Origin of the sequence: Streptomyces roseochromogenus subsp. oscitans DS 12.976 (assembly GCF_000497445.1) — a bacterium.
In the GTDB taxonomy this organism is placed as follows: domain Bacteria; phylum Actinomycetota; class Actinomycetes; order Streptomycetales; family Streptomycetaceae; genus Streptomyces; species Streptomyces oscitans.
Genome location: NZ_CM002285.1, coordinates 8391436 through 8396234, shown reverse-complemented (window position 1 = coordinate 8396234; position 4799 = coordinate 8391436). Strand labels below are relative to the sequence as shown.

The 4799-nt window shown below is 73.0% G+C and carries 6 protein-coding genes; all 6 read right to left on the bottom strand.

Annotated elements, in window-relative coordinates:
* Positions 1-237: 237 nt before the first annotated feature.
* Positions 238-885: a 4Fe-4S single cluster domain-containing protein gene (locus M878_RS86015; RefSeq protein WP_023552696.1), complete on the bottom strand. Its 648-nt coding sequence runs from the start codon at positions 883-885 to the stop codon at positions 238-240.
* On the bottom strand, positions 882-1934 hold the full coding sequence (locus tag M878_RS86010) for a protein kinase domain-containing protein (protein ID WP_245238283.1): 1053 nt from the start codon (positions 1932-1934) through the stop codon (positions 882-884). Before M878_RS86010 ends, M878_RS86015 begins: the two co-directional genes overlap by 4 nt.
* Before the next feature lie 2 nt (positions 1935-1936).
* A complete protein-coding gene (locus M878_RS86005) occupies positions 1937-2806 on the bottom strand; it encodes a protein phosphatase 2C domain-containing protein (protein WP_023552694.1) in 870 nt (289 codons plus the stop codon).
* Entirely contained in the window at positions 2803-3573 is a 771-nt protein-coding gene (locus M878_RS86000; RefSeq protein WP_023552693.1) for a vWA domain-containing protein, read from the bottom strand. Before M878_RS86000 ends, M878_RS86005 begins: the two co-directional genes overlap by 4 nt.
* Entirely contained in the window at positions 3570-3785 is a 216-nt protein-coding gene (locus M878_RS49760) for a hypothetical protein (RefSeq protein WP_245238282.1), read from the bottom strand. The genes M878_RS86000 and M878_RS49760 overlap by 4 nt, the downstream gene beginning before the upstream one ends.
* Before the next feature lie 148 nt (positions 3786-3933).
* Positions 3934-4799 (bottom strand): macro domain-containing protein (locus M878_RS85995; protein ID WP_023552691.1); only part of this gene is annotated, 866 nt, incomplete at its 5' end.

Sequence of the window (4799 nt, the reverse complement as noted above, 5' to 3'; positions counted from 1 at the left end):
CCCACACGGACGCTGCTGTACTTCGGTGACCCGCTCATCGTCCCCTCCGCGCCGCGAACTGTTCCTCAGGCCTCTTCCGGAATCCAGGGGTGGCGGCCTTCCGAGCGAGCTCGATCCGCTCGACGGCCCGCCCGCGTTCCCTGGCCCGGCGCTCCTCGGCCCGGCGACGGCGCTCCGCCGCCTCCCGCTGGGCATACATCGCACCCACACGGACGCTGCTGTACTTCGGTGACCCGCTCATCGTCCCCTCCGCTCCTCGGCGCGCAGCACGAAACCCCGCGCCGCGAGCTGCTCCTCAAGTCCCTCCCGGAATCCAGGGGTCGGCGGCACGCCGGCCCAGGAGAGTGATCCGTCGGCATCCACCGACAGTTCGATCCCGGCGGTCGTGTCCGGCTCGGCCAGGGCCAGCGTGTAGCGGTCGGTGAGCGGGATCAGCCGCTGGTTGTCCGAGCCGCGCCAGCGCAGAGTGCCGTGCCGCGCCGCGAGGTACGGCCCGTCGACCAGGAGATCCAGCCGCTGAAGCAGAGCGAGCCGGTCCGGGTCGCCGCCCCGCCGCAGTGCCTCGTGGCGGAAGCCGGAGTACGCCATCGCGCCGAAGTCCGGGCGCCGTTCCCGTACCGCGTCGAGCAGTTCGGCCAGCGCACCGGCCTGGCTGAACGGCTCACCGCCGGAAAACGTCACGCCCTCGATGCCGTCCAGCCGGCACAGCCAGTCGGCGAGTTCGGCGACCGAGTGGCTGGTTCCGCCCTCGAAGGGCAGGGTCTCGGCGGCCACACAGCCCTGGCAGCGCAGCGGGCAGCCCTGTACCCAGATGACCGCGCGGGTGCCGGGGCCGAGGACCGTGCAGCGGTCCAGCATCCGGGCGACGGAGAGGTGAGTCGTCATGCCTCCTCCTGCAGTTGGCCGGGGTAGCTGTCGGTGCCCCGCTCGGCCTGGTCGCACCACGGGCACCACGGCCGTTCCACGGTGTGGAGGTGACGGGCGTTGACCGCGCACACCTTCAGGCGGCCGGGGGCCAGCTCGGCCGCGAGCGCCCGGGCCCACTCGGCCGCCGTCGCGCGTCGGCGCGGGTACGCGAAGGCCGTCCGGAACAGCTCCGCGAGCCGTCTCGGCAGCAGGTCGGCGGGCGGCACGGAGCGGGGCAGCAGCACCGACGTACGGTCGACGATCCGGCAGCGGCCGTGCAGCACGTTGTCGTCGTACGACACATAGTCGCCGCCGTCCGCCGGGTGGCCGGCGAAGGGGTGCAGGCCGGCCATGAGGAGCTGGTGGACCAGGACGGCCAGGGCGAAATCGTCGGACGCGGAGTCCGGTGGTGTGCCGGCGGGGGCGCCGATCCGCTCGGGAGCCGTGTAGCCGGGGGTGCGCATCCGGCCCGGGAACACCTCGCGGCCGTCCGTGAACTGCCAGGAGTCGATGTCCGCCATACCGACCCGGCCGGTCTCGTCGACCCAGAGGTTGTCCGGCTTGAGGTCGCCCACCACATAGCCCTCGGCGTGCAGTTCGTCCAGCAGCCGGGCGAGGGCGAGGGCGGCGCGCAGGGCGGTCGCCCAGGTCGCCCGGGATAGGAAGGTACGGCGGGCGGAGGTGCTGAGGAGGTGGCTGAACGGCTGGTAGGCGTGCCGCATGTCGGTCATCACGTACCCGTCGACGCGGTCCGCGTCCGTACCGTCGGCCGTACGGACCGAGACCAGCGGCCAGGCAAGCCGGACGGGTGTGCCGGAGAGCAGGCCGACGGTGCGGGGTTCGCGGCGCTGGCGCACCAGGCGGGCCACGCGGCGCCGGTAGGCCTCGGGGCCGGGCGGATCCGGGACGAGTTTCGCGACGAGGGGGCGGGCGTCGTCCACGCCGTACACGAACCCTTCCGAGCCGCTGCCGATCTGCTCGGTGAGCCGCCATGTGTGTCCGCCGCCGGACACCACTGTCAGTCCCACGGTCACCCCCCTTCGACCAGAGCGCACAGGACGGTCAGATCGTCACCGGTCCGGCCGGCCTGGGGCCCGGAGAGCCGGCGTCGAAGGGGCTCGGCGTCCCCGTGGTTCTCGCGGAGCGTGGCGGCGAGGCCGAGGAAGAAGCGCTCGGCCGGTAACGGGCCTGCCTCTGGCGGGAGTTGACGGACGGAGGGATGGTCGAGGGTGAGGGCGGCGCAGCCGTCGGTGGCCAGGACCACTCCGCTGAGCTCTGGTTCCCAGACGACGAAGGTGCGGATGCGTAACTCTGCGCTGGGCGAGGACAAGAAGACGGGTGGCGTGGTGGGTGGGGGGAGGACCAAGTGGCAACGGTCGGTGGGGGGTGCCTCAGGCGACTGGGTGGTGTCGGTCGTGGGTGCGTGCGGGTGGGTGGGCGTCAGTCGCGCGGTTCCCCGCGCCCTCTCGGCAGGGACAGTCGCGCGTGTGAGAAGCGTGCCGAAGCAGTCGCCTATCGACGCGAAAGCCACCCAGGGTGGGTTGACGACGGCCGCTGTGAGAGTGGCTGCCAAGGCGCCGGGGCCCTGTGAACCCGATGCGCCCAACACCCCTGTCACCGCCCTTCGGTACTCCTCGGCCACCCTCTTCCCGCGCCCCGCGATCCACCGGGTCCATGCCTCAGGCGTTTCCTCCGCCTCCGGTATGTCCTCCGACAGCAGGCGGCAGGCCGCGTCGACCGCTATGTGGGCGCCCAGGGCGCTGCGGTCGCGGCTGCTCGCGCCGTCGGACACCGCCAGTACCGCCGTGTCGCCCAGACCGATCGCCTTGAACGCGTCCTGGCAGCCCTGCCCGGTGGCGAGATGAGCGGTGCCCTGGACGGAGGCGCCCGCGATGATCACCGTAGGTCCCTCTCCAGCCTGTCCATGCGCGCGAGCCGGGCGGCGCGGTCATTGACCTGCCGGTGGATGAGATCGGCGTCCTGGTCCGGGCTGCTGTCGTCCGTGCTCTGGAAGAGCAGGTCGAGGATCCGGCCGAAGTCCAGGTTCTCCAGCGGGGACGTGGCCTTCGGCGCCAGCACCCGGAGCATCGGCAGGTCGGCGCCGCGCACCCCGATCACCTGGAAGACCCACTCCCCCTGCTCCTCGCCCTGGCGCACCCGCCCCGCCGTACCCGCCAGGGCCGTCGCGTCCAGCGGGCGGCCCTGGGCGTCGCTCGGCGCGCCGTCCGTCAGGACCCACAGGAAGGGGCGCCGGACCGGTACCCGCCCGCGTTGCAGGGTTCGGTAGCGGGTGCGGGCCAGTTCGAGGGCCGTTTCCACGGCTTCCGTCAGCCGGGTCAGGCCTTCGGCGCGCAGCGTGGGCGGGCGCATGCTGTCCACCGGGACGAAGACCCGGCCGGCGTCGGCTTCCTCGACCGGGACCAGGCGGCCCGGGTCGGGGTCGTAGACACGCACCGCCGAGGCGAAGGTGATGAGGCAGACCTCCACCCGGGTGCGCAGCCGCTCCTGCGCACGGACCCCGTCGAACCAGCGGGTCAGCGCGCCGTTCAGCTCGTCGATCCGCGGGTGTCCGGCGGGGCGGCCCATGGACGCGGAGGTGTCGAGGAGGAGAACGACGGGCTGCCGTTCCTCGTATCCGGCCCCGAACTCGATGCCCTGGACGCTCATCCGGCCACCGCCCCGGTGCCGTCGGCGTGGGCCACCAGCCGCTGCCGTCCGGGATCGTGGCGCACGGTGACGGCCGTACCCGGCGGCAGACCGGGCGGCTCGGGGGCCATGCGCAGCAGGACACCGTCGACGAGTACGTACATATCCGGGGCGGGCCAGGTCACCGTGCGACCCGCGCAGCCGTGCGCCCACTCAACCATCCCCCTGGTCATACGGCCACGGTATGTGACTCCGGCACCAACACGCCCGTCCCTTGCACAAATTGACACTCTGTCGGTATTGGGCGGCTCCGGGGGGCGCGAGCCGCCCAGGGGGGAAGGCTCCCCCGAGGCACCCCACCTGAGCGACCCGCCCCTCAAGTCAATCGGACCGGCTGGGCACCGACTGGTCGCGCCCCGGGCGGGTCCTGGCCGCGATCCGCTCCACCACGCGGGCCGCCTCCGGGGTACGCACCACGAAGTGCACGTCCCAGCGCGCCCCGCGCGCCAGCTCCGCCTCGACGGCGCTCCATACGGCGGCCGCGCTCACCCGGTACGCGAGCCCGCCACGCCCGGAGCCGAGCAGCGGGAAGCACACCGAGCGCAGCGGCGGGGTATGCCGGTCGTGCTCCTCGGCCAGCAGTGCCAGCGCGCGCGAGGTGGCGCGGGTGATGTCGGCGGGCAGCACGTCGTAGTCGTTGGTGCCGGGCCGGGGTACGGCCACCGCCGCGTGGTAGATCCGCCGTACGCCGTACTCGGCCATGGCTCCCGAACCGGTCGCCGCCACCGTGCCCGGAATCACCGGACGCCCCGAAGTGCCGTGCCGGGCCGTCCACTTGCGCAGCTCGTCGTGGACCGGGTCGTCCAGCAGGTCGCCGGTCACCCCGCGCACGGAGGCGGCCCGGCGCAACGAGGCGGAGACCGAGGACTTGTACGGCTCGGGCAGCGCGAAGTAGGTGTTGGCCGGGGAGACCACCACGTCCACGTCCCGCAACAGGTCCACGGGGTGGATGTGCAGGGTGAGGGATACGGTCCGATCGCCTGCCAGGACGTCCACGGACCGGTGGGTGCCGCCTTCCCAGTCGCCCTCGCCCGGCTGGTCGCCGCCCCTCTCCCGCGATTCCACCATTTCCACGATGTGCTGGGCCACCTGCCCGAGCACCATCACCTCGTGGTGCTTGCGGAAGCGTTCCTCGCTCACCCGGTACACCTCGGCCGCGCGGGCCCGGCGGGAGGACGCCGGCCAGT